The following is a 397-nucleotide window of genomic DNA, read 5'->3' as shown; positions in this document are numbered from 1 at the left end:
ACTATCTACAGAAAACTCTCCGAATGCTGAATCAGAGATACCTAAAGTATCAAGTTTTAATTGAAGTGAACTTTGAGTCGTAGTTTGATCAATTGTATTTACTAATTCAATAAACTCAGCTCCTGCACCTTGTCTTCCACTGTAATCATTGTTTTTATCAAGTGGTAACATAGAAGTAGGTGCATCTGAAATTAATGTTGTAGAAGTAAATGCATAATCTTCATTTGCAGGAGTAATAGTTATTGTATTTCCGGCAAATGCAGCTGTAGTAATATTAGAATCTGCTTGGATTAATGCAGCCATAGCTGTTTCATTAGCTGTTCCTGCTGGAATATCCACACTACCTTTTGTACCATCTGCTTTTTCATAATAGAATACAAAATTATCAGTTGTAGGG

The 397-nt window shown here is 34.3% G+C and carries 1 protein-coding gene; it reads right to left on the bottom strand.

Annotated features, from left to right (window positions below):
* A partial coding sequence (locus CRV02_RS14965; RefSeq protein ID WP_258239341.1) for a hypothetical protein occupies positions 1 to 397 on the bottom strand: 397 nt, incomplete at both ends.

Origin of the sequence: Arcobacter sp. CECT 8989 (assembly GCF_004116715.1) — a bacterium.
In the GTDB taxonomy this organism is placed as follows: Bacteria; Campylobacterota; Campylobacteria; order Campylobacterales; family Arcobacteraceae; genus Halarcobacter.
This window is presented reverse-complemented; position numbering and strand designations above follow the sequence as displayed.